The organism is Collimonas sp. OK607, assembly GCF_900111995.1.
In the GTDB taxonomy this organism is placed as follows: Bacteria; Pseudomonadota; Gammaproteobacteria; order Burkholderiales; family Burkholderiaceae_D; genus Collimonas.
Map to the genome: position 1 here is coordinate 1 of NZ_FOKF01000002.1, position 23,660 is coordinate 23,660.

Sequence of the window (23,660 nt, forward strand, 5' to 3'; positions counted from 1 at the left end):
AGCGCATTTTTGCGGCATATCGATGGGAGGAATGATCGGACAGTGGCTGGGTATTCATGCGCCTGAGCGTTTGAAAAAATTAGTCGTCGCGAATAGCGCAGCGAAAATTGGAGCGGCGGAAGCATGGATCAACAGGGCGAAAGCAGTTAGAGCAGATGGCCTGGATGCGATTGCCGATAGCGCGGCCTCACGCTGGTTCAGTCCATCGTTCGTGAAAAGCGGGTCGTCGATCGTCTCGGAACTGGTCGCGCATTTACGCTCTGAAAACGCAGAAGGTTATGCGAGTTGTTGCGAGGCCTTGGCTGATGCCGATTTACGCGGTGAAATCCATTCTATTCCTAACCCCACTCTCATCATCGCCGGTCAATATGACCCCGTGACGACCGAATCGGATGCGGTATCGATGCATCAAGAAATTAAAGATTCCAAAATGGTGGTGCTACCAGCATCACACATCTCCAATGTCGAAGCTGAGAAGTTATTCACTCGCGCTTTGTCTGATTTCTTGACGGTCTGAATTTCTCGTATCGGTCCCCGACTCAAACCCACATCATCAAGGTATTGGCGGTAGCCTGCAGCACCGGCAGGCAGCGCGCCGTCGCTTCTGCTTTTGAGCAGCTGGAGATCATCATGGAGACGCTTAACGCGCCGATCAGGGTGCCGCGGCGGCTCTTGATCGGCACGGAGATGCCGCGCAGCCCGATTTCATATTGGTTTTCTGTAACGCCAAAGCCATCTTCGCGGATGGCGATCAGTTCCCGGAACAACTGTTTCTTGTCCGTCACGGTCAGGTGGGTGTAGGCGATCAGGTCGATGCGGTCCAGATAGGCGCGCAACTCGGTGTCCGGCAACGCCGACAGCAATACCCGGCCGGCGGTCGAGGTGTAGGCCGGCAGGCGCGTGCCGGGCTCGAAGCCGGTAGTCAGCAGCCGCGGCGCATTGACGCGGCTGACGTAGACCACGTCGTCACCTTCCAGTACGGAATAATTGGTCGATTCCTGCAGTTGCAAGGTCAACCGTTGCAGGAACGGCACTATCGCGCGCGGCAACCGCGCCGAATCCAGATAGGAGCGCCCCAGGTTGAGCACCTTGGGCGTGAGCCAGAAACTGCGGCCGTCGGTGGCCGCCAGGCCGATATGCACCAGCGTCAATAAATAACGGCGCGCTGCGCTACGGCTGAGCGCTACTTTTTCCGCCAGCTCGCTCGCCGTCAGGCGCACCGTATCGTCATTGAACGCGGTGATTACATCGATGCCTTTGATCAAGCCGTCGATCAGATCGCGCTTGGCGACTTCAACTTCCAGTAATTCAGGTTTTTTCACGCCAAATAACTCCAAAAATGCGCGCTAATCGCTCAATCTGCGCGATTGGCGCATTATTGCATGTTTTCGGCACTGTTTTTCTCGATATGCCATTCCTATACTTGGCCTGACTACTTCAGCCAAGGATCAGCATGACTGCGCAAGAACACAATCCGGAACCGAATAACCCGCTCGGCATCGACGGCATTGAATTCATCGAATATGCCAGCGCCCAGCCATTGGCGCTGGGAGCGTTGCTGGAACAAATGGGATTTGTGGCGACTGCCCGTCATCGCTCGCGTGAGGTGACTTTGTACCGCCAGGGCACGATGAATGTGATCGTCAATGCCGATCCATCCTCTTTGCAGCAAACCGACAGTGAGCCGCAAGCGACAGTCATCAGCGCGATTGCGCTGCGGGTACGTGACGCAGATGTCGCGTACCGCCATGCGATCGAGATGGGCGCCTGGGCGATCCAGACTCGCGCCGGTGTGATGGAGCTGAATATCCCGGGCGTGCACGGGGTCGGCGATTCGATCCTGTATTTCGTCGATCGCTTTCGCGATTTCTCTATCTATGATGTCGACTTCAAGCCGATCTTGAGCGCGCCGGCCAATCCGCCGGCACTGGCTGGCATGCATTTTTTCGGCGTGGTGCAAACGATCGGGCGCGACCGTTCGCCGGAGTGGATTGATTTTTACCAGCAGCTGATGGATTTCCAGCCGCTGCCGCAAGGCCGCTATTTCGGCGTTTTACCTAAAGGAGTTTTGCTGGAAAGCCCATGTCACAGCTTTTATCTGCAACTGGTAGAGCCGCCTGAAGGCGCCGCCGGCTTGCAATGGGATGAACAATTGGTGCGTGTCGGGCTGGGCGCACCTGATGTGCTCGACGCCGTGCGGCAGTTGAAACAAAGGGGCATCGTGTTCATCGACCGTGAACCGGCGCAGGCCAGCGAGAAGGGCGCGTTGACGCAACTCTACAAAAGCGGCATCAGTTTCGAACTGGTAGTTAGTCACCAAGATATCAGCCTCCAGGAGCAGCAACATGCTTGAGATTTCCGGCAATACCCGCATTTTCCCGGTGATCGGCTGGCCGGTCGAGCAAGTCAAAGCCCCGGCCTTGTTTAATGCTTACTTCAAGCAGCACAACATCGATGCCCGCGTGATTCCGCTCAAGATCGCGCCGGCTGGTTATATTTCCGCGGTGCGCATGTTGATGGCTGCAGAGAATGTGGGCGGCATCCTGGTGTCGATCCCGCACAAGCCGATGAGCGTGGACGCGGTAGACCAGCCGACTTCGCGCGCAGTCCTGGCGGGCGCTTGCAATGCCATCTATAAAAGCCCGGACGGCCAGACCCTGATCGGCGACCTGATCGACGGCGAAGGTTTCATCCGCGCCTTCGACCGTACCTGCGGCAGCACGCCATTCGACTGGCCACGCGCCAGAGCATTGGTGGTCGGTAGCGGCGGCGTCGGTTGTGCTGTGGCTGCAGCGCTGGCGGCGCGCGGCATTGGCCATGTCGCCATTTACGATACGCGCCAGGAGCAAGCCGAAGCGCTGCAGCAGCGCCTGCAGAAAATGTTCAGCGCCACTGAAGTGGTAATCGGGGCGCCGTCCGCCGCGGGTTATGACCTGGTCGTTAATTCGACGCCACTTGGCATGAACGCGGACGATCCGCTACCGCTCGACCTGAATGGCATCGCGCCGTCCTGCATCGTCGCCGATTGCGGCATGAAGATTGAAATGACGCGGCTGCTGATGGAAGCGCAGCGCCATGGCTGCCGCATCCAGAAGGGGCGCGAGATGATGATCGAACAAGCGCCGCTGTATCTGGAACTGTTCGGCTGGCCGGGTGTGTCGTCGGATGCGTTTCGCGCGTTGGAGGCGATATGAATCTGAGTAATTTCGGCATGGACAGTATCACTTTAGCGGGACCGCTGGAGTCGAAACTCAATGCCTCCAAGGCGGCAGGATTTTCGCAAATCATGTTGTGGGCCAAGGACCTGGCCGGCCATCCCGGCGGCTTGGAGCAGGCGGTACGCCTGGTCAGGGCTAGCGGGATTCGCGTTACCGGCATTCAGGTTATGCGCGATTTCGAGGGATTGTCCGGCGCCTTGCATGAATACAAGCTCGACATCGCCAAGAACATGCTGCATGTGTGTCAGGCGGTCGGTGCACCGCTGTTGATGGTTTGCTCCAGTACCTCTAGCCACGCTAGCGGGGAATTGCCCTTGATCGCGCGCCACCTGGCAAAGTTGGCGACGCTGGCGGTGCCGCTGGGCGTGCGCATCGGTTACGAAGCATTGTCCTGGGGCCGTCATGTCAACCAGTATACGCAGTCTTGGGAAGCGGTAGAACTGGCTGACCATGCCAATCTGGGCGTAGTGATCGATTCCTTTCACATGCTGGCGAACCAGGCCGACCTGGATGGTTTGCAAGATATCCCCAGTGACAAGATCGCGATGGTGCAGTTATCCGATTTCATGTGGCGCGATATCCGCAGTGCCGAAGAGCGGTTGGAAACGGCGCGCCACCTGCGCGTATTTCCGGGCGAGGGCGCGCATTCGAAAGAGCTGTCCGACTTGTTGCGCCGCTTGGATCGGGGTGGCTATCGTGGCGACTACAGCTTCGAAGTCTTTAATGACGATTATCTGCAACTGTCGCCCGATATCGTGGCCCGCCGTGCTCATCGTGCCGCCAAATGGGTGACCGATCAGGTCCTGCGACGCAGCCTGCAGGTGCGTCAACCGGGCGCTGGACACCCGACCATGGCTTAGCCGCCCGCAGCAAGCAGTACAAAAAAACATCGCCGCAAACAAAAAAAATAACGCGGCGTTACCAAGGTTATCGAGGAGACAGCATGACCCCACACCCAAAATCCGTTCGGATTCTGATCGATACGAACCTGAGCCTGCTACACGGCCTGTGGTTTGAATCGATAACAACACGGCACTGAGCACGGTCGCCGCTGCAATTAATCATTAACCATAAAAAAACCAAATGGAGATGTCATGAAGATAAAATTCGTCGCTGCCTGCAGCCTCGCCGGCTGTTCGGCTCTGGCGCAAGCTCAGTCTAACGTCACCTTGTATGGCGACGTCGACCAGTACCTGGGCTACATCCACAGCAGTAGCGGCACCAGCGTCGTCGGCCTCAACGATGGCGCCATCTTGCGTAGCCGCCTTGGTTTGCGCGGCGTGGAGGAACTGGGTGGTGGCTACCAGACCAAATTCACGCTGGAGCAGGGCTTGAACGCCAACACCGGCGGTGCGGCGGATTCCAGCCGTCTGTTCGACCGCCAGGCATGGGTCGGCATGAATACGCCGGCGGGTGAATTCCGTATCGGACGCCAGAACAGCATTCCGTTCTTCATCGGCGGTGCTATCGATTACACCGAGCGCACGACTTACGGTTCGGTCATCAATACCTTCGGCGTACCGTCGCGTTACGACAATGACCTTTCCTACAAGTCGCCACGTCTGGCCGGCTTTCAACTGGATGCGCATTATGCGCTGACCGAAACCGCGGGTGAGGGTGTAGGCGCACGCGGCGTCTATCAACTCGGGCTGGACTACAGCAAGGGGCCGTATCGCGCAGGTTACGCCGGACTATGGGCGAAGCCGGCGGCGAATGCACTGTTTTCAGAGCGCGTGGTCTATCACAACCTGTATGCGAATTACGACTACGGCAAGGGCAAGCTTTATTTCGCCTACGTGCGCAGCAACAACGTGACAGCTAATGCAAGCGGCAATAACGCAACCGCGATCCTCAGCAACGTCAGTATCCCAAACAATGCCTTCGCGGGAAATAATCCAGACGTGCTGCGCATGTACAACATTTATCAGATATCGGCCGACTATCGCCTCAGTCCGCAACTGCGGATCGGCGCCTTGTATGGTGTGATGCAGGACACTTCGCACCGGGATTCAGGGGCGCAGGGCGGCAACCTCGGGGCTTACTACGATTTATCCAAGCGCACCACGCTCTACAGTTTTGCCAACTACATGAAGAACGACGCCAACGCCGGTTTCCGTTTCAGCGGTTCCGCTGGTCCTGCCGCCAACCTTGCCGGAGCAGACATCAACGGCAAAAGCCTGATCGGTATGCAAGCCGGCATCCTGCATCGGTTTTAACGCGTCGGTTTAACACACCATTTCAACATTATCATGTAGAGAATTCGTTCTCTTCGTGTAAAAAATAACCTATAGATCATCGAGGACGTTATGTCTACATCTACAGTATCGAAACAAATTCGGACGCCAGGCGCGACCAGCGCTGCCAATGCGGCGCCGCAGGCCGCCACTCGTTCACCGCGTAAGGCAGCGCTGGCCAGCTGGATCGGCAGCGCGGTCGAGTATTACGATTTTTTCATCTACGGCACTGCGGCAGCGCTGGTGTTCGGCAAGATATTTTTTCCATCGTTCGACCCGGTAACGGCTACCATCGCAGCTTTCGCCACGTTCGGTGTCGGTTACGTGACGCGGCCGATCGGTGCGGTTGTGCTGGGTCATATCGGCGACAGATACGGGCGCAAAAAAGTGCTCACCTTTACTTTGCTGTTGATGGGGGTATCAACCTTTACGGTCGGTTTGTTGCCAACTTATGGGCAGGTCGGTATCGCGGCCCCGATCATGCTGGTGATACTGCGCATGCTGCAAGGCGTGTCGGCGGCGGGGGAGCAGGCCGGCGCCAATTCGATGACGCTTGAACATGCACCGCCGCATCGGCGTGCTTTTTTTACCAGTTTCACCCTGAGCGGAACCCAGGCCGGCCTGATTCTCGCCACCCTGGTTTTCCTGCCGATCTCAGCGTTGCCCGAAGATCAGCTATTGTCCTGGGGCTGGCGCATTCCATTTTTCCTGAGCGCGATCGTGGTGTGGGTCGGGATCTGGGTGCGCCGCACCTTGCCCGAGACACCGGCATTCGAACAGGAAAAGTCGCAGGCACAGGGAGAGAAGGAAGCAAAGCTGCCGTTCATGGTGCTGCTGCGCGAACATAAGAAGAGCCTTGCGCGGGTCATTTTTGCCGCCCAGATTTCGGTAGTGAGTACGATTTTCAGTGTGTTTACGCTGTCATACGCAGTCAACACCATCCATATCCCACGCGCCACCATGCTGACCGTGCTGGTATTGGCAAATGTGGTGGCGCTGGCGGCGATTCCGGCTTTCGCCGCATTGTCGGACCGCATCGGCCGCAAGCCTGTGTTTATCTTTGGCGGGCTGGCTTGCGCCTGCCTGATCTGGCCTTATCTGTGGAGTATCAGCCAGGCCAACATCCCGCTCATCTTTGTTTTCGGCCTGCTTTTGTCAGGCGTTGTGTATAGCGCGGCAAACGGTGTCTGGCCATCCTTGTATGGCGAAATGTTCGATACCCGGGTGCGTCTGTCCGGCATGGCCATCGGTACCCAGATCGGTTTTGCCCTGGGTGGTTTCGCACCGAGTATCAGTGCCGCGATCTTGAAACCTGGCACGGATGGCTGGATACCTGTAGCGATATTCGTCAGCGCTACCGCGATCATCTCCGCCATTTCCGCAGCTACGGCGCGTGAGACCTATCGCACGCCGATGAATGAGCTGGGTAAACAGTAAAAGAGACGAATCGGGCCGCAGCTCTTGCCGAAACTTCTGCTGAATTTCAGTCTATATCAGGGATCGCTCTGGCGTAATGGCATGGCTTTTTGCAGGGAACGTAAATGTGAAGCAGGTGCCGCTACCAACGGTACTGGTGACATCAATGCTCCCGCCGTGCAATTCGACGATGGACTTAGTCACAGCCAGGCCCAGGCCGGTATTTTCACCCGAGCTGCGGGAAATATCGGCCCGATAGAATCGATCGAACAGATGCGGCAGATGTTCCGCACCGATGCCGGCGCCGGAATCGCTCACCGACAGCGAAACCATGGCGCCGCTCGGTTCCGCCCGCAATGTAATGTGGCCCTTTGGGGGTGTGTAGCGGAGCGCATTCATGATCAGATTGGATAGCGCGCGCCGCAGTAGCAAAGGATCGGCACAAATCACGAGGTCGCCGTGAGCGTTCAGTGTGACATCTTTTTCTTCGGCCAGTGCTTCGAAGAAGTCGAGTACTTTCTTGAATTCATCGCCGGTTTGCAAGGTTTCGAGATGTATGGCTTGTGTCGCGTTTTCCGTTCTCGCCAGGAACAACATGCCGGATACCATTCGAGACAAGCGTTCGCCTTCATCCACAACGGTGGCAAGCGTGTCCTTATAATCGGCCGCGTCCCTGTCGCGAGAAAGCGTGACGCCGGCAGCGGCCACCAGATTGTTGATCGGCGACCGGAACTCATGCGCCAGGTCTGAAGAGAAGCGCGATAACTGATCGAATGAATTTTCCAGCCGGCCTAACATGGCGTCGAACGTCTGGGCCAGTACTCTTAAATCGGAGGGCCAGGGTTGATTGCCGATGCGTGTATCCAGTTTTTCGATGCTGATGCGTTCGATAGCGCTGCTGATAGCCCTGACTGGCGCGAGCCCCTTGTGGGCAACAAAAAAACCGAAGCAAGTGGAAAAGATCGTGACGGCGCATAGCATCAGCGCGAGGCCTTCCCAGTATTCATTGATGATGGCGCGGCTTTGCGTCACGTCAAGTGCGGCCTGGAGAGACCATGTCCGGCCGGGTTGGGTAGTGATCGCGACGTTGGCCAACATGTAGCGTGGGTGATTACCGCCCACCTTTTTTGCTTTCCAGATTTTGAACTCAGGATGGGAGGATGATGAGACCGCGGGAAATTTATCGAACGGAACAGTCACACCGGAGAGTTCCGACGTTTCCGACGTTCCCGTATGCGCCGGATCACCAGGTCCTGTCAGGCGGAACCACAGCCGATCGGATTTCTCCATATGCTCGCGCCATTTCTGCTGCCACATGCCCGGCGCCTGGTTGTTCTCCAGGGTACGTACCATTTCTTCCTGGAGCGCGATTGCATGCTGCAGCTCGGTTTGGTCTTTTTGATAGATCTGGTGTTCTACCTTCTCATACAGAAAGCTGGAAACGGTAAGCAGAATGACTACCATCGATGCAGAAAACAGCAGCGTCAACCGCACAGTAAGAGGCCAGAGGCGTGGATCGAACATCCGCATCCGCAGGTTGCCCAGGCGAGCGAACATCGGGTTAGTCGCGTAGTTCGAGGACATAGCCCACTCCTCTTACGGTATGGAGTAATTTGCTCGGGTAAGGATCGTCCACTTTGGTACGCAGGCGGCGCACGGCAACTTCTACTACGTTGGTGTCGGAATCGAAATTCATATCCCATATCTGTTCGGCCAGCACGGTACGGGAGGTTACTTCACCGCTACGACGCATCAACAAACTCAGCAGCGCGAATTCCTTGGGAGTGAGTTCCAGTCGATCGTTGTTCCGCGTCGCACGATGCTTGAGTAAATCCAGTGTCAGGTCGCCAATCTGGAGCATGGTGGCTTCGCTACTCGGGCGTGGCGCTGAGTAGCGCCGCAGAATGACGCGAATTCGCGCCAGCAATTCGCTATAGGCGAAGGGTTTGACCAGATAGTCGTCGGCGCCAAGTTCCAGGCCACGTACGCGATCGTTGATTTCGTCGCGCGCGGTCAAAAAAAGTATCGGCGTTTGCTTGCCGGCACGGCGCGCGGTTTCCAGAATGCTCCAGCCATCCAGTCCGGGCAGCATGATGTCGAGAATGGCAACGTCGTAATCGTTCGTCAACAAAAAATGCAAACCGTCAGGACCGTTATTGGCGATGTCGACCGCCATTCCTTCTTCCCGCAGACCTTTGGAGATATAGTTGGCGGCGGTTTGTTGATCTTCGACCAGCAGGATTTTTATCATGGACTGAATTTCTGAATTAGATTTCTGGATTAAATTTCCGACAATGTCGTTTTGCCTTGATTTTTGCCTTGATTTGAGCCGATTTTTTCCCCAAGCTGATCGAACCACAGGTAAAGCACCGGCGTGATAAACAAGGTAATCAACTGGGAGAACAGCAGGCCGCCGACGATGGCGATACCCAGCGGCTGACGTAATTCAGAGCCTGCGCCTATACCGAGTGCAATCGGCAAGGCGCCCATGATGGCACAGAATGTTGTCATCATGATCGGCCGGAAGCGCTGCAGGCAAGCCTTGCGGATTGCCTGCGCCGGTGGCAAGCCGTCGCGGCGCTGTGCTTCCAGCGCAAAATCGATCATCATGATCGCATTCTTCTTGACCACCCCGACCAGCAGCAAGATACCGATCATGGCGATGAAAGACAATTCCAGTCCGGTTATCCTCAATGCCAGCAAAGCACCGACCGCCGCGGACGGTATGCCCAGCAATATCGTGACAGGATGAATCCAGCTTTCGTACAACATGCCGAGCACCACATAAATGACTGCCACCGCGATCAGGATCAGCCACAGTTGCGTGCTCTGCGATTGCTGGAACAACGCTGCCTGTCCGGCATAGGCGCCAAAGATTGAAGTAGGCAGGCCGATCTGCTGTTTAGCGGTATCGATGGCTGCACTGGCGTCAGAGAGCGACCTGCCGGGAGTGAGATCGAAGGAAATGGTGACTGCCGGCAATTGCCCCTGGTGGTTGATGGCCATCGTGCCTTTGCTGCGTGTGACGGTGGCAAACGCGCTCAGCGGCACCAAGGTATTGCTGGTGCTGCTGCGGACATAGATTTTCGACAGGTCGCTTTCGTCGCGCCGGTTCTGGCTGACGACTTCCATGATTACCTGATAACTGTCTTCCGGCGCGTAGATGGTGGATACCTGCCGGGTGCCGTAAGCGGCATATAGCGTATTGCGGATGCTTGCCATATCGACGCCCAGCAGCGATGCCTTTTCGCGGTCCACGCTCAATTGCGCTTGCATGCCATTTTTTTGTGAATCCGAATTGAGGCCGACGAAGACATTCGATTTCCTCATGGACTCCAGCAGTTTGTCAGCCCACACGTCCAGTTGGCCTGGGGTGACGGACTGCAAGGTATATTGATAGGTACTCTTGGAGCTGCGGCCGCCGATCTTAAGGTTTTGAACCGGACTGAAAAGTACCCGGATGCCTGGAATGAAATTGGCGTCCTTTCTCAGCTGTGCAAGTACCGCCGGCATGGGCGGCCGTTGCCCCTTGTCTTTGAGGGTGATGACGAAGGCGGTAGTGTCGTGGTCTACCTTAGAGGCGAAATCGGCGATGCTGGCGTCTTTCAGGAGACGTTCTTCAATCTGCGTCAGGACCGCCAATCGTCCTTCGTAGGACATATCTTCAGGCGTATCGACATTGGCGGATATCTGGCCGATATCTTCTTGCGGAAAAAACCCCTTCGATGCGCTGGCATACAGCCAGGCGGTAAGAACGAAGGTTGCCAGGGCCACCGCCAGAACTGTATTGCGATGATTCAGCGACCACTCCAGGCCCTTTTGATAAGTAGCCAGCATGCGGTCGAACATGGCTTCGAAGCGGCGACTCCAGGCGGCAGTCTCGGGTTGCGTCTCATGGCGCGCAGCGGTGTTCTTGATCAGCATCGGCACCAGGATAGGAATCAGGGTAAGCGCAACCGCGGCCGACACCAGAATCGACAGCGACACCACGATCGCAAATTCGTGAAACAGCAGGCCGATGGTTCCTGGCATGAAAAAAATCGGAATGAATACCGCCACCAGCGAAATCGAAATCGAGATCACGGTAAAGCCGACTTCGCGCGCGCCGCGCACGGCGGCGGGGAAGGGCGCCATGCCTTCTTCGATGTAGCGCATGATGTTTTCCAGGACCACGATGGCATCGTCGACCACCAGGCCGACGGCAATCGTCAAGCCCATCAACGATATGTTGTTCAGGCTCAGGCCGAAGGCGTACATCAGGCCGAAAGTGCCGAGCAGGGAGATCGGCACGCTGATGGAAGGGATTAGCGTGGCTGAAGCATGTCGCAGGAAAAGCAAGATAACCATGATCACCAGTGCGATCGTCAGCAGCATGGTCAGGTTGACGTCATGGATGGCTTGTCGAATCGATATCGACCGGTCGCTCAGCATTTTGACTTGCACCGAGGCTGGCATCTGGCTCTGCAGGATCGGCAGCATGGCTTTGATGGCGTCGACGGTGGCGACGGTATTGGCGCCAGGCTGGCGTTGCACGGTCAACAGAATCGAACTTTCGCCATTGATAGTGCTGCTGTTCTGGTTGTTTTCGATGCTGTCTTCGACTTTTGCGATATCAGACAGTTTGACCGGCTGGCCGCGGCGTGTCGCAATAATCACCTTGCCGAAATCGTCAGCCTTCATGAGGCCATCGGACATTTGCAGCATCAGCATCTGGCGCTTGTTGTCTAGCTGCCCGATCGGCGCGTTGGAATTGGCTGCTTTCAAGGCATTGCTGACGTCGGACAAGCTCAGGTCGATGGCCGCCAGACGCTCGGGGTCGATCTCGACCCGCACGGCATAGCGCTTTTGGCCGGTGACCATGACCTGGGCTACGCCGCTGAGCGTTGACAGGGCCGGCACGATCAAGTTGTCGGAGTAGCCGTTGAGTTCAGTCAGCTTTAGTGTTGGAGAATTGAGACCGATAAGGATGATGGGAGCATCGGCCGGATTGATTTTCTTGTACGAGGGCGGGGTTGTCATTTCCGCCGGCAGCGAACGGGTGGCGCGGTACAGGGCCGCCTGGACATCGCCGGCAGCGGCATCGATATTCCTGGCTGGATCAAATTCCAGGGTGATCTGGGTTTCACCTTGTATGCTGCTCGAGGTCAGCGCCAGCAGGCCCGGTATCGCCGAGAATTGCTTTTCCAGCGGCGTGGCGACCGATGTGGACATGGTTTCCGGACTGCCTCCGGACAGATTTGCCTTCACCTGAATCGTCGGCATGTCGTAATCGGGCAAGGCGGAAATCGGCAGTTGCAGCCAGCAGGCAGTCCCGCCGACGATCACGCTTAGCCACAGCAGCATGGTGGCAATCGGACGCTGCATGCAGAATTCTGAAATGTTCATTGTTGCGATCCGGTGATGGCGGCGGCTGGCGAGTTGGCATCGACCTGGGTTTCGGCCAGGGCAGAGGCTTGGGCAACAACGCGGACGGCGGCGCCGGCGCGCAGATTGTGGCCGCCGTCGCGGACTACGCGCACACCTTTCGGCAAACCTTCAATGACAGCATCCTGATCCTGCATGCGCAATAATTTCACCGGCATTGCCGAGACCTTGCTGTCAGCGCCGATCAGGTACACAAAGCGCCCCTTCGGCCCCTCCAATACCGCTTGCGGCGGCAGCACAACGGCGCCTTTGCTGACGCCTGCGCGCAGAGTGATGCGGGTGAATGCGCCGGGCCACAGGCTTTTGCCGGGATTCGGGAAATTGGCTTTGAGACTGATGGTTCCGGTATCCGAACTGACGGTATTGTTGACAAAAGTAAGCGTGCCTTCCACCGGTTTGCCACCAGGCGCCTCGGCCACCACGGTGACTGTTCCGGTCTGGCGGGCGGCGACGATCTGACTCAGGGCTTGTTCCGGCAGGCTGAATTCGGCGGCGATAGGATCGAACTGGATCAGGCTCAGCAGCGGCGCGCTGGCGCTTTGCTGAGCCAGGCTGCCCGGATGGACTGTCAACGCGCCGGCTTGCGCTGATATCGGCGCAGTGATGCGGGTATAGCTCAGTTGCACTTGCGCACTTGCGATGTCGGCGCGTGATGCACGCAGTTGCGCCTGGAGAGATTCGACTTTGCTGGCGGCGGTATCGACAGCGCTAGGGGCAATGAAGTCGGACTTGACCAGTTCCCGTGAGCGGTTGTAGTCGCGCTTGGCATCGTCAAGCTGTGCCTGTATTTGGGCTGCTTGTGCCTGCACCCGGTTGAGTTGGGCGGTGGCGTCGTTGTTGTCCAGCGTGAACAGCAACTGGCCGGCGTGTATCTGATCGCCCTCATGAAAATCGACACTGCGAATGCTGGCGGTGATCTGCGGGCGCACATCCACCTGATTGAGCGGAACGATATGGCCCTGGGCGGAAAATTCCACGGGTAAGTCGCGTAATTGTGTGGTGGTAGCCGTCACCTGGGGAAGCTGCCTGGGTTGCGCCTTGTCCGGATTTTTTCCGAAAGAGACAAACTGGCTCAAAGCTAATCCAGCTCCGATGACAGCGCAGCTGAGGATCAGCAGATGGGATATTTTTGTTTTTTTCATGGTGTAACCCGGTATCGGTAAATTAAATTGGCATGTCGGGTAGAGTGGCGTGATCGTGGCCGATCAATGCTTTTCTTGTGTCTGGGTTTGCGCTGCCAGCCAGCTGTTGACGTCGACCAGTTCGGCTTCATTCAGATTGCCGACAGATGCCGATAATTGGAGTTTGTTGAACAAGTATTGATATCTCGCCAGCACAAGGTTGTATACGGTCTGGTAGTAGTTCTGTTCTGCATTGAGTACGTCGACGGTGGTACGAACGCCCACCTCGCGCCCCATCTTGCTTGAGGCGACCGATGAAGCACTGGAGGTTTTCGCCTGTTCCAGTGCCTTGATCTGGGCCGCACCGCTTTCCACGCCGAGATAGTATTGCCTGGTCGACTGTTCGGTGTCGCGCCGGATCTGTTCCAGCGTATCGCGTTGCTGGTCACGGAAAGAAATTGCCTGGCGCAGTTGGGAACTGCGTTGTCCGCCGGTGTAAAGCGGAATAGTAAGTTGCAGGCCTATGAACCCGGACATGGTCCGGTCGCGGCCGCCGGAAGTCGAGATACTGCCGTTCTCCGTCTGGTTCCCGTAACTGGCTACCAATGACAATTTCGGAGAATTTTCGAGCCGGTACCGCTCGATATCGAAGCTGGCTATATCCAGATCGATTTGCTGGGCGCGTATTGTCAGGCTGTCTTCACGTGCTTTGCTCATCCAGATATTCACCGACGACGGCTCCGGAGCGGTAGGCATGCGCAGGTCCGCAAACACGTTCAGCTGGGTCGGCGGCTGGTCGGTCAGGTTGCGGTAAGCATTGGCCTTGACCGCCAGATCGTTTTTTGCCGAGATTTCACTGGCGATGATGGCATCGTAACGGGCCTGGGCTTCGTTGGTGTCGGTAATGGTAGAACGTCCCACCGCGAAGGTTTTCTTGGCCAGCGCCAGCTGTTGACTGACGGCTTCCTTTTGTGAGTTGACGAGGGCCAGGTTTTCTTGCGCGATCAGAACGTCGAAATAGGCTTTCGCCACACGCAAGATCAAATCCTGTTCGGCAGCCTGATACAGGATTTGTGCCTGAATGGTTTTTTTCTTCAATTGCTTGCGCGTGGCAAAGGCCGATGCGTCATAAATCGGCTGCGTCAGATTCAGCGCTGTATTGTAAGTCTGGCCTTGTTTGGTCGCGCTTGGATCGGAAATGCTGTATTGGCCGGCATGATAGGTGCTGGTGGATTGGCTGGCGTTTCCGGTCATCGTGACTTGCGGCAGTATGGCGGCATCGCCTTGTTTGGCGTTTTCTTCGCCGACGGCTAGCGCATCTCTGGCGATGGCGAAATTGGCGTCATGCGAACGGGCGGCCTGCCATGAAGAAAGCAGATCGGCCGCACGCACGTTTTGCAAGACGAGCGGCGTAACCAGTACTGTGAACAGAAGTATTTTTTTCATGTGTTGTCATCGATGGTTTTCGCGCGCATCTGTTCTGCAGGCACTGTCAAGATGGGTGACGTGGAACCGACAGCGGGCAGGGCGATGCTTGTTGTTGCGTGGATTATGGCAATGCATCGCGGACAAACATCAGATATGGAGATTACATTTTTGTTATCTGAACGAGTATTTTTGATGCGCAAGCGGCCGGCAACTCGCAGAACCAGCATATTTCAATGCTAGATGCGTGATGTAAATTGAAAGTGAATGATTTCTGAAAATTTATTCAGGTTGACGTCGAGCTGTTCGCGGGACGGGCCATGAGCGGATGTATGGCCGCATTCATGGCCGCCTTCATGGCCGCATTCACAACATTGATGCGGGAATTTCGATGGTGATCTGCAGGCCGCTCTTATTAGTACCTGAGCTGGCAAAAATACGGCCGTGATGCAAGCCGACTATGCTACGGCAAATGGCCAGGCCCAAGCCATTTCCCTTGTCTTCGGAACCCGGCGGGTTGAGGCGCACGAAGCGCTCAAAAATGCGCTCATGCTGATCTACCGGTAAGCCGCGTCCTTCATCTTCGACGCAGATGCGCCAAATGCCGTCGTCCAGCTGCGAACGCAGCGTAACACCTCCGCCAAGCGGCGAGGCGCCAAGCGCATTGGTCAACAAGTTGAGGAAAACCTGCCGCATCCGCTTCTCGTCAAAACAGGCCATGCCTGCGCCGGTGTGGCTATGGGCAAACAGGCGGCCCTGGCTTTCGGCAAGCACGCGGGCATCTTGCGCAAAGCTGTTAAGAAACCCCACCGGGCTGACTTGTTTCAAATCAAGCGTGATGGCATGGGCTTCCGCGCGTGAAAGAAACAGCATTTCTTCAATGATCTGGTTGAGTCTGGCAACTTCGTCCAGCTGCAGCAGGACCGCCTCCTCATTGGCAGGACTAAGGCCGCCGCCAAGCAGCATTTTTTCGGAGTACAGGCGGATCAGGGAAAGCGGGGTTTTCAATTCATGCGAGGCCTCGGCGCTGAATCGCCGGATTTGATTGAAGGAAGATTCGAGACGATCGAAGGTCTGGTTGAGCATATGCGCAAGATCGGATATTTCATCGCGGACCGCATTTACCGGAATGCGTTCGCTCAAGTTGTCGGAGCGGATGCGATTGGCGGTTTCACTTATCATCCGTACCGGCCTTAGCGCCAGCCGGCTAAGCAGCATGCCCACGATGATGCTAATAAGCAACATTCCAGCGAGCAGCGCGAGGCAGACTTTGATGTACTCTTCCAGCGCCAGATCCACTCCGCGCAGCGGGGTGCCGACTGTGATGGTGAACGGACCGCTTACATTTTCCACGACGCGCAATTTGCCGATGTCGCTCACTTCCGTATTGAATATCTTTTGCCCGCCGCCGTTGGCGATCGGTTGCCCTTTTAAATTGCCGGAATAGAAAATGGCGCCGCTTTGCTGGTCGCGAACGTTGATATAGAAGAGCGACGCGGTGCGCTCGGATGCTTTGCGAATACGTCTTTCGATCAGGGTGGCATCATGCGGATCGTAATCGTGCATGAGATGCAGTTTGATCACCTCCGCCTCTGACCGGTTCAGTATGTCGATGCCGTGAATAAGGTTGTGTTGGAGCAGAAGATAGCCGACCACGAACAGGCCTGCGAGGGTCGTTGTCGCGGCTGTGGCGTACCAGACGGCGAGGCGTGTACTGATCGATTTCATCGGAAAAACTGCCGATTTAAAGAAGCTGATATCCGACGCCGCGTACAGTCTTGAAAAGGGGTTTGCTGGGCGTCGTATCGAATTTGGCGCGCAGCTTGCTCATGTACACGTCGAGCAAATTGGTGTCGACGTCATAGTGAGAGGCCCAGATTTTTTCTGAAATGAGCGTGCGCGGCAAGATACGTCCGACGTTTTGCATGAAGATTTCGAGCAGGGCGAATTCGCGGCTGGTGAGATCGACCGGTACGCCATTGACGTGCACCACGTGTCCTAGCAAATCGAGCTTGATCCCGCGATGTTCCAGCACGGTTTCTTTTGCCGCGGAATGACGCCGTAACAATGAGCGCACGCGGGCCAGCAGTTCTTCGAGGCTGAAAGGCTTCGGTAAATAGTCATCGGCGCCGAGATCCAGTCCCTTGATGCGGTCTTGCACGGTATCGCGGGCGCTCAAAATCAATACGGGTTCATTAAATCCGCTCTTGCGCCATTCGCGCAGCAGGTCGAGTCCGTCGCCGTCGGGCAGTCCCAGATCAAGCACGATAACGTCATAACTGGTTTCGCATAGCGCGTCACGCGCCTCGCGGCAGGTACCCACCCAGGATACGGTATAGGAATGTTCGGTCAGGCCTTGTTTCACAAACCGGCCAAGCCGTTCTTGGTCTTCGACGATCAGAATTTTCATTTTATAAGTCCCTTGATCCCTGGAAAAGCCGCGCGACCAATTGCATCGAACGGGTGAGCGACGCTACAGAATACGCATTCAAATCCACCGGTTTTATTGGAAATATCCGGCTGTCTCCGAGATGTAATGCGTCATGCGCCGCACAAGAACTGGCCATCAGCATACTACTTAATCGGCGTAAATGAAATGTGCATGCATGCTCTTTTCCCGGTCAGCTTTGTATCTGATGCGGGATGGACTGGTGCTCAGGTTGTGTTGCTTTTTGGCATTTCAACGTAGCCGCCTTACCTGAAAAAAAACTCAGAAATGGTTCAGGTTCCGTTTAGTTTGGTAGCGCATTCTTGGCGCAGGGATTTGAAAACCCGGGCTTGCGCCAACCGCTGAATACCTCCCTGGCGGTACAGCCATGTTGGCAAACCCTAAATCAATTAAATAAAGGAGACATCACATGATCGGTAAATTCAGCAAACATACAGTGCTTACCTCTATCGCCTTCGCCGCCGCACTTGCAGGTTCGACCAGTGCATTGGCTACCGAAAAAGTCACCCTCATGGTTGGTGGATATGAAAAGCAGATCTATCTGCCGGCCAAGCTGGCCGAGGGACTGGGCTACTTCAAGGCCGAGGGATTGGATGTAGTACTGCTGAACGAGGGTGCAGGCGTTGATGCCGAAGGCGAACTGCTGACCGGCGCCGTGCAGGGCGTGGTCGGTTTTTATGACCATTGCATCGATATGCAGAGCAAGGGCAAATTCCTCAAGTCGGTAGTTCAATTCAGCCAGGCTCCAGGCGAAGTCCAGCTGGTGTCGACCAAACATCCTGAAATCAAATCGATGGCAGACGTCAAAGGCAAGAGCCTGGGGGTTACCGGTCTGGGTTCATCGACCAACTTTCTGACCCAATATCTGGCGGTGAAAGCAGGAGTGCCGCTGGGGCAGTTCAACTCGGTGCCGGTGGGTGCAGGCACGACCTTTATCGCCGCAATGCAGCAAGACAAGATCCAGGGCGGCATGACGACAGAGCCGACAATTTCCCGTCTGCTAAAGACCGGCGAAGCGAAGATCCTGGTCGATATGCGCACTATCGAAGGCACCAAGCAAGCCCTCGGCGGTACTTATCCTGCGGCATCGCTCTACATGGAATCGGGCTGGATCGACAGCCACAAGGAAGTCACGCAGAAGCTTGCAAATGCCTTCGTAAAAACCCTGAAATTCATCAACACCCACACAGCTGCAGAGATCACCGAGGCAATGCCAAAGGCCTTCTATGTAGGCGACAAGGAAAGCTACGTCAAAGCGCTCGAAGGCAGCAAAGCGATGTTTACGTCTGACGGCGTGATGCCGGCCGGCGGACCGGAAACCGTCCTGGCTGTGCTGTCGGGATTTTCGAAGAACATCAAGGGCAAGCAAATCGATCTGGCGAAAACCTATACGACTGAATTTGTAAATAAGGCCAGGTAAGTTGTCAGAGCGAGGCGGCCGGGATGTCCTGGCGCCTTCATTGCATCTTCACCGCATCCAATAATCTGGCATCGCACTGTCCGTCCACTTTTGCCGAGTGGAAGAAATAAGGAAAGGAAGGTATGTCTAATTCTCCAAAAAAAATGAGCCCGGCCGTGGAGCTCATCAATGTCAGCCGGCGTTTCGTCACCCCGGATGGGAAATCCATGACGGCGATCCGCAACTTCAATATGACCATCGAACGCGGCGAGTTTGTCGCCATTGTCGGTCCGACAGGCTGTGGAAAATCAACCACGCTGAATCTCGTCACCGGCCTTGCCAAACCGTCCAGCGGTGAAGCGCGCCTGTTCGGCGAACCGGTAAGCGGCATCGACCCGCGCATCGGCTTCGTGTTCCAGACCGACGCGCTGTTCCCATGGCGTAGCGTGATCGATAACGTTGTAGCCGGTCCCATGTTCCGGGGAAAACCTAAAGAAGAGGCTTACGCGTTGGCACGGAAGGCCCTCGCTCGCGTCAATCTTGCCGGTCACGAAACCAAATATCCGCATCAGCTTTCCGGCGGCATGCGCAAGCGAGTTTCGCTTGCACAGACCTTCATCAATGAACCGGAAATATTGTTGATGGATGAACCATTTTCCGCATTGGATGTGCAGACGCGCGCATTGATGCATGACGAATTGTTGAAACTATGGTCGGACGCCAAGGCCTCGGTCCTGTTCGTGACGCATGACCTGGAGGAAGCGATCGCACTGGCTGACAAAGTCTACGTGCTGACAGCAGGGCCGGCCACGGTGAAATCCGTTTATAAGATCGACATACCGCGTCCGCGCGTCGTTTCCGATATCCGCTATGACCAGCGATTCATAGACATCTCGCAAACCATATGGAACGACCTGCGGGATGAAGTAAAGATCGGTGCAGCACGCACCGAAGTTTCTGCGTAAGCGCGACGAGGACATCATGACAGAGTCAATCATACAAGCCACTAACTCCATCTATAGCCCGGGGACATCGGATGTAGAGATCGAAGCTGCCGCAGCCAAGGCGGCGCTCAAAAACAAGCGCTCGGTGAATTTCTGGCGTTGGCTAATTCTTATCGTCTTTCTCGGCGGCTGGGAACTAGGTACGCGCTACAAGCTGCTCGACGACTTTTTCTATTCAAAGCCTTCATCCATTCTGCAACGCCTGTATGAGTGGATGACAGAAGGCATAGATGGCGTTTCGCTCTGGTACCACCTCTGGGTCACCATGGAAGAATCGCTGCTTGGATTTTTCACCGGCGCCATTGCCGGCATCCTGATCGGCGTGGCGCTCGGACGCAACAAAAAGGCCGCCGATGTGTTTTCGATCTATATCAAGGTGATCAATTCGATTCCACGCGTCGTGCTGGCGCCGATATTCATCATGCTGTTCGGCCTCGGCCTCTGGTCGAAGGTGGCGTTGTCTTTCGTGATGGTGTTTTTCGTCGTGTTCTCCAATGCGTTCCAGGGCGTGCGTGAGGCAGACCGTTCGCTGATCGCCAACGCACGGATTCTTGGCGCCTCGGATTGGCAACTGACGCGGTCGGTCATCGTGCCGTCGGCAATGAGCTGGATTTTCGCTTCTTTGCATGTGAGTTTCGGCTTCGCCATCATCGGCGCCATCGTCGGTGAGTTCGTCGGATCCAACTTCGGCATCGGACTGCTCATCAATATCGCAAAAGGATCTTTCGATGCCGCGGGAATGTATGCGGCAATCATCATCGTCATGGTGGTGGCGCTGGCAGCGAGTTATGTGATGACAGCGGTGGAAAATCGTGTTGCCAAGTGGCGTCCGGCAGCCCTGAACGATACCGAGTAAGTGAATGCAACATGGCCGGCCTGTAGATGCCGGTCATGGCAGAAAAGAACCGAAATCAAAAAACCAAAAAAAAACTTAGAACGGAGACATAACCATGAAACGTACCGGTATTCATCACACAATCATTTCGCTCGCCGTTGGTTTGACATTGACGGCCGCGATGGGGGCGGCGAGTGCATCAAGCGGACCCGCAACCGGCGTACTCGAACCGCCGGCGCCGAGAGCCGCAGGAGCACCCGCGCCGATGGTGCAATGGGTGGAACCGGCCGTGGCGTCAACCAAGCCGCAAACCAAGGAGCAGTCGGATTCGTCAATTAAATCCGGCCGGGAACTGGTCGAACCGGAAATCCTGCAACCTCGGCTTGACGCAGCCTTGCCATCCTATCAGGCGCGGACGGATATCAAGCTTGCAGGTTCATTCAAGGGTGCCGCATCCGATGTGTTGCCATCATTGGTAAAGCGCTGGGTCGACGGCTTCAAAAAATACTATCCGGGCGTGAATTTCGATGTATCTCCGCCATACGCCGGCAGTCTCGGCGCCAAGGAACTAGTCAAGGAAAAACTCGATTTCGTGTTCGTTTCGCGTGAATTGAAGCCGGACGACATTACCGATTTCAAGGGTAAATTCGGCTATAACCCGTTGAGCGTGCCGATTTCAGGCGGCTCCTATCGCCACTTCGGGTTTCTCGACACGATCGGGTTCTATGTGAACAAAGATAATCCGATCGAGAAGCTGACTTATGATCAGATCGATGCACTTTACTCCAGTACCCATTATCGCGGCGGCAAGCAGATCAAGACCTGGGGCGAGCTGGGAGTGACCGGCGAATGGGCAGATAAGCCGATTCATCTATACGGCATCAAACCATGGAACGGCTTTGAAGAATTCATCCGTCAGAAAGTCCTGAGCGTCGACGGCAAGCGCGGCGAATGGAGCGAAGACATCAAATTCGACAAGCTCGTGTTTCCGGCCGCCCGGCGTGTGGAAGATGACAAGTACGGCATTGGCTACTCCGGCATTGCCTACATCGACAGCGGCGTCAAGATGCTGCCGCTGGCAGAGAAAAGCGGCGGCCCGTTCTATGCGCCGTCGTACGAGAACGTCGCACGGGCTGTCTACCCCCTGAGCCGCCTGGTGTACTTCAACACCAACAAGGCGCCCGGCAAGCCGTTGAATCCCGTTATCGCCGAATTCCTGCGTTATGTGCTGAGCAAGGAAGGGCAGCAAGCGGTGCTCGATCATGCGCTGTATGTGCCGCTGAGAGCGGGGCAGGTTAGCAACGCCCGGGCACTCATCGATAACTGATACTTGCACGCGCATGCAATCTGCGCGACGGCTGGTGGCCTGCTGTGGGCATCTACAGCGGGCCAGCGCCGCAGGAGTGCGCACATCTGGCGTGCGCCGGGATCACTCAACCAGGAGCAAATTCCGTGTTTCATCCTTTATTTTCTTGCCATGCATTCTTTGGACCATCGGAGCTGGCCAGGAAAAACCCGCCGGTGCGCCGTGCGCCTGCCAGTTTCAGGATCATGCAACTTGGCTGCATTGCCGGGCTGGTGCTGGGTACTAGCGCAGCATTTTCTGCCGCGGTGGATCCGGCACTGCCGGTTTATCATTCCGAACGCGAAATCACGGGCGCCATCAGCGGCGTCGGCGATGACACGATGAAACCATTGATGGATGCCTGGCTGGCGGCGTTTCGCAAGCGTCAGCCGGGCGCCAGGCAGGGTGAGCGTTGGGAGTATGTGAGCGGCGCCACTGCATTCGGCGCGTTGATGTTCGACACCGCGGATATTGCACCGCTGGCGCGCGCGCCGTTGCCGGAAGAACTGGCGCCATATGTGCACCAATATGCCGGTGACATGATGAAGTCGCCAGTGCTGGTGCGGGTTGCCGGCGATACCGGCCACCCGGCCTATATCGCATTGAACAAGCGTCCCGGCTCGCCGTTGCCGCCAAAAGTGAAGGAATTCCTCACCTTCGCGCTCAGTCTTGAAGGGCAGGAAATCGTCGCCCGCCAGGGACGGTTCCGGCCTCTCGGTGCGACCGAGGCCGCCGAGGAACGGGCCAGGCTGCAGGGGTATCTGGCGCGGCTTGATCCGACGCTGCCGACGTACCGGCCCGCCGAGCCTGTCAGTGGTGCGATTAACAGTGTCGGCAGCGACGGCATGAAATCGCTCATGGAAACCTGGATGCGAGATTTTCGCCGGGTTCAGCCTGGCGTACACAAGGGAGAATTTTGGGAACACCTTGGCACGCTGAACGGCTTCCATGCGCTGATTGCCAATCTGACCGATCTGGCGCCCATGGGACGCGAATTGTGGCCGGATGAAAGAGCCGTCTACGAAATCACGCATCACCAGCCGATGCCTGTCGAAATCCGCGTCGCGCGGGGTGGATTCAATACGCCGCAACGCACCACCGCGCAGGCGATATTCGTGAATCAGCACAATCCGCTTGCCCGTATAACGCTGCCGCAGCTAGCGGGGATTCTCGGGGCGCATCCCGGTATCACCCGTTGGGGGCAACTGGGACTGACCGGCGAATGGGCCGATCGGCCGATCACTATCTATGTGCCGCCCCGGGTGGCGCCAAATGCGATGTCGATGCAAGTGATGGTGCTCAAAGGCGGAGCATGGAGCAGTGCGGTGCATGAAGGTTCGATTGCGGAGACGGCGCAAGCCATTGCACGCGATCCGGGCGCAATCGGCTTCGGCGGCTTCGAAGAGGGCGGGCCGGGACTCAAGACCCTGGCTGCGGCCGCCACCGACGGCGGTCCGTTTTATACCGGCACCGGCGATAGCGCCTCCAGCGGACGTTACCCGCTCACGCGCTACATGTATATCCGGCTGAACCGCAAGAACGGTGAGCAGCTGTCCGCGCCGGTGAAGGAATTCTTGCGCTACATCCTGAGCCGCGAGGGCCAGGAACCGATCTTGTATTCAGGTTATTTCCCGTTGACGGCGGAAGAAGTGAAACAGGAACTTGCCAAGCTGGAGTGATTGATACTTCGCGCTTGGGCTTGCCCCGATTGAGCGAATCGGCCAACGATAACGATTGATGGAAAGGAGTAAATGGGTTACATCCGTAATGAAGCCTGATAATAGACAGCA

The 23,660-nt window shown here is 56.4% G+C and carries 19 protein-coding genes; 11 read left to right on the plus strand and 8 right to left on the minus strand.

What is annotated here, in order from left to right; translation table 11 throughout:
- On the plus strand, positions 1–517 hold a 517-nt coding region (locus BM029_RS01680), incomplete at its 5' end, for an alpha/beta hydrolase (protein ID WP_139217183.1).
- Positions 518–539: 22 nt separating this feature from the next.
- Here the strand turns inward: BM029_RS01680 and BM029_RS01685 are convergent.
- A complete protein-coding gene (locus BM029_RS01685) occupies positions 540–1,322 on the minus strand; it encodes an IclR family transcriptional regulator domain-containing protein (RefSeq protein WP_092432061.1) in 783 nt (260 codons plus the stop codon).
- Positions 1,323–1,453: 131 nt separating this feature from the next.
- On the opposite strand from BM029_RS01685, the gene BM029_RS01690 reads away from it, so the two are divergent.
- The 5 genes from BM029_RS01690 (at position 1,454) to BM029_RS01710 (ending at position 6,889) form a co-directional block, all read left to right on the plus strand.
- The gene (locus BM029_RS01690) at positions 1,454–2,353 is read left to right on the plus strand and encodes a VOC family protein (RefSeq protein WP_092432063.1); all 900 of its coding nucleotides are present in this window, start codon (positions 1,454–1,456) and stop codon (positions 2,351–2,353) included.
- The gene (locus BM029_RS01695) at positions 2,346–3,194 is read left to right on the plus strand and encodes a shikimate dehydrogenase family protein (RefSeq protein ID WP_092432065.1); all 849 of its coding nucleotides are present in this window, start codon (positions 2,346–2,348) and stop codon (positions 3,192–3,194) included. The genes BM029_RS01690 and BM029_RS01695 overlap by 8 nt, the downstream gene beginning before the upstream one ends.
- Positions 3,191–4,078, plus strand: coding sequence for a sugar phosphate isomerase/epimerase family protein (locus tag BM029_RS01700; RefSeq protein ID WP_092412546.1), 888 nt, complete (start codon positions 3,191–3,193; stop codon positions 4,076–4,078). Before BM029_RS01695 ends, BM029_RS01700 begins: the two co-directional genes overlap by 4 nt.
- A 234-nt stretch (positions 4,079–4,312) precedes the next feature.
- Complete coding sequence (locus BM029_RS01705; RefSeq protein WP_092432067.1) at positions 4,313–5,434, plus strand: porin; 1,122 nt, start codon at positions 4,313–4,315, stop codon at positions 5,432–5,434.
- Between the two features lie 90 nt (positions 5,435–5,524).
- On the plus strand, positions 5,525–6,889 hold the full coding sequence (locus BM029_RS01710) for an MFS transporter (protein ID WP_092432069.1): 1,365 nt from the start codon (positions 5,525–5,527) through the stop codon (positions 6,887–6,889).
- A gap of 51 nt (positions 6,890–6,940) precedes the next feature.
- On the opposite strand, the gene BM029_RS01715 is transcribed toward BM029_RS01710, so the two are convergent.
- The 7 genes from BM029_RS01715 to BM029_RS01745 all read right to left on the minus strand — a co-directional run bounded on the left by BM029_RS01715 (position 6,941) and on the right by BM029_RS01745 (position 17,248).
- The gene (locus tag BM029_RS01715; RefSeq protein WP_092432071.1) at positions 6,941–8,452 is read right to left on the minus strand and encodes a heavy metal sensor histidine kinase; all 1,512 of its coding nucleotides are present in this window, start codon (positions 8,450–8,452) and stop codon (positions 6,941–6,943) included.
- Positions 8,430–9,116: a heavy metal response regulator transcription factor gene (locus BM029_RS01720; RefSeq protein WP_092432569.1), complete on the minus strand. Its 687-nt coding sequence runs from the start codon at positions 9,114–9,116 to the stop codon at positions 8,430–8,432. Before BM029_RS01720 ends, BM029_RS01715 begins: the two co-directional genes overlap by 23 nt.
- 32 nt (positions 9,117–9,148) lie before the next feature.
- Complete coding sequence (locus tag BM029_RS01725) at positions 9,149–12,253, minus strand: efflux RND transporter permease subunit (RefSeq protein WP_092432073.1); 3,105 nt, start codon at positions 12,251–12,253, stop codon at positions 9,149–9,151.
- Positions 12,250–13,434, minus strand: coding sequence for an efflux RND transporter periplasmic adaptor subunit (locus BM029_RS01730; protein ID WP_092432074.1), 1,185 nt, complete (start codon positions 13,432–13,434; stop codon positions 12,250–12,252). Before BM029_RS01730 ends, BM029_RS01725 begins: the two co-directional genes overlap by 4 nt.
- A 63-nt stretch (positions 13,435–13,497) precedes the next feature.
- Entirely contained in the window at positions 13,498–14,859 is a 1,362-nt protein-coding gene (locus BM029_RS01735) for a TolC family outer membrane protein (protein WP_092432076.1), read from the minus strand.
- Between the two features lie 345 nt (positions 14,860–15,204).
- Positions 15,205–16,566: a sensor histidine kinase gene (locus tag BM029_RS01740; protein WP_092432078.1), complete on the minus strand. Its 1,362-nt coding sequence runs from the start codon at positions 16,564–16,566 to the stop codon at positions 15,205–15,207.
- A 16-nt stretch (positions 16,567–16,582) separates the two neighbouring features.
- Positions 16,583–17,248: a response regulator transcription factor gene (locus tag BM029_RS01745; protein ID WP_092412530.1), complete on the minus strand. Its 666-nt coding sequence runs from the start codon at positions 17,246–17,248 to the stop codon at positions 16,583–16,585.
- A 448-nt stretch (positions 17,249–17,696) separates the two neighbouring features.
- On the opposite strand from BM029_RS01745, the gene BM029_RS01750 reads away from it, so the two are divergent.
- The 5 genes from BM029_RS01750 (at position 17,697) to BM029_RS01770 (ending at position 23,549) form a co-directional block, all read left to right on the plus strand.
- Entirely contained in the window at positions 17,697–18,707 is a 1,011-nt protein-coding gene (locus BM029_RS01750; RefSeq protein WP_092432080.1) for an ABC transporter substrate-binding protein, read from the plus strand.
- A 122-nt stretch (positions 18,708–18,829) separates the two neighbouring features.
- Positions 18,830–19,651 (plus strand): ABC transporter ATP-binding protein, encoded by an 822-nt coding sequence (locus BM029_RS01755; RefSeq protein WP_170850952.1) that lies wholly within the window; start codon positions 18,830–18,832, stop codon positions 19,649–19,651.
- Positions 19,652–19,667: 16 nt separating this feature from the next.
- Entirely contained in the window at positions 19,668–20,546 is an 879-nt protein-coding gene (locus tag BM029_RS01760; protein ID WP_092432570.1) for an ABC transporter permease, read from the plus strand.
- Positions 20,547–20,640: 94 nt separating this feature from the next.
- Positions 20,641–21,852 (plus strand): PstS family phosphate ABC transporter substrate-binding protein, encoded by a 1,212-nt coding sequence (locus tag BM029_RS01765; protein WP_244544856.1) that lies wholly within the window; start codon positions 20,641–20,643, stop codon positions 21,850–21,852.
- A gap of 125 nt (positions 21,853–21,977) precedes the next feature.
- On the plus strand, positions 21,978–23,549 hold the full coding sequence (locus BM029_RS01770; protein ID WP_244544857.1) for a substrate-binding domain-containing protein: 1,572 nt from the start codon (positions 21,978–21,980) through the stop codon (positions 23,547–23,549).
- The last annotated feature ends 111 nt before the right edge of the window (positions 23,550–23,660 follow it).

What these genes read in the sequence shown, in the direction of transcription:
- BM029_RS01715 (WP_092432071.1), bottom strand. Translation starts at nt 8,452, where the DNA reads ATGTCCTCGAACTACGCGACTAACCCGATGTTCGCTCGCCTGGGCAAC.
- BM029_RS01725 (WP_092432073.1), bottom strand. Translation starts at nt 12,253, where the DNA reads ATGAACATTTCAGAATTCTGCATGCAGCGTCCGATTGCCACCATGCTG.
- BM029_RS01755 (WP_170850952.1), top strand. Translation starts at nt 18,830, where the DNA reads ATGTCTAATTCTCCAAAAAAAATGAGCCCGGCCGTGGAGCTCATCAAT.
- BM029_RS01690 (WP_092432063.1), top strand. Translation starts at nt 1,454, where the DNA reads ATGACTGCGCAAGAACACAATCCGGAACCGAATAACCCGCTCGGCATC.
- BM029_RS01765 (WP_244544856.1), top strand. Translation starts at nt 20,641, where the DNA reads ATGAAACGTACCGGTATTCATCACACAATCATTTCGCTCGCCGTTGGT.
- BM029_RS01730 (WP_092432074.1), bottom strand. Translation starts at nt 13,434, where the DNA reads ATGAAAAAAACAAAAATATCCCATCTGCTGATCCTCAGCTGCGCTGTC.
- BM029_RS01745 (WP_092412530.1), bottom strand. Translation starts at nt 17,248, where the DNA reads ATGAAAATTCTGATCGTCGAAGACCAAGAACGGCTTGGCCGGTTTGTG.
- BM029_RS01700 (WP_092412546.1), top strand. Translation starts at nt 3,191, where the DNA reads ATGAATCTGAGTAATTTCGGCATGGACAGTATCACTTTAGCGGGACCG.
- BM029_RS01760 (WP_092432570.1), top strand. Translation starts at nt 19,668, where the DNA reads ATGACAGAGTCAATCATACAAGCCACTAACTCCATCTATAGCCCGGGG.
- BM029_RS01710 (WP_092432069.1), top strand. Translation starts at nt 5,525, where the DNA reads ATGTCTACATCTACAGTATCGAAACAAATTCGGACGCCAGGCGCGACC.
- BM029_RS01705 (WP_092432067.1), top strand. Translation starts at nt 4,313, where the DNA reads ATGAAGATAAAATTCGTCGCTGCCTGCAGCCTCGCCGGCTGTTCGGCT.
- BM029_RS01750 (WP_092432080.1), top strand. Translation starts at nt 17,697, where the DNA reads ATGATCGGTAAATTCAGCAAACATACAGTGCTTACCTCTATCGCCTTC.
- BM029_RS01740 (WP_092432078.1), bottom strand. Translation starts at nt 16,566, where the DNA reads ATGAAATCGATCAGTACACGCCTCGCCGTCTGGTACGCCACAGCCGCG.
- BM029_RS01695 (WP_092432065.1), top strand. Translation starts at nt 2,346, where the DNA reads ATGCTTGAGATTTCCGGCAATACCCGCATTTTCCCGGTGATCGGCTGG.
- BM029_RS01735 (WP_092432076.1), bottom strand. Translation starts at nt 14,859, where the DNA reads ATGAAAAAAATACTTCTGTTCACAGTACTGGTTACGCCGCTCGTCTTG.